The sequence below is a fragment of the Winogradskyella ouciana genome, from assembly GCF_009709615.1.
In the GTDB taxonomy this organism is placed as follows: Bacteria; Bacteroidota; Bacteroidia; order Flavobacteriales; family Flavobacteriaceae; genus Winogradskyella; species Winogradskyella ouciana.
In genome coordinates, this window is sequence record NZ_WJYA01000133.1 from 1 (window position 1) to 267 (window position 267).

Annotated in this window: 1 protein-coding gene; it reads right to left on the reverse strand. The window is 44.2% G+C overall.

Annotated elements, in window-relative coordinates:
* A partial coding sequence (locus tag F1003_RS17055; RefSeq protein WP_235898421.1) for a hypothetical protein occupies window positions 1-267 on the reverse strand: 267 nt, incomplete at both ends.

The following is a 267-nucleotide window of genomic DNA, read 5'->3' on the forward strand; positions in this document are numbered from 1 at the left end:
GGACATTTAACATTGTGCTCACTATGGTTTGGATCTGACTGAGAAGTTGAGCCCAACAATTCGTTTGCCTTCTCAATTGCAAGCGAGCAGAGATTCGCCACATCAGCAGAAACCGAAAGAGTGCTTACGATGCCATCCACCATCGTCGCTGAAATACGGCTTAATGAACCAACCTCTGCTTCCAGCTTTGTCTTTCCATCTTCAACAAATCTGTTCAGTTCTTTGAACGGCAGAGAACCATTCAATAGCCTGTAACGTAGAGATATT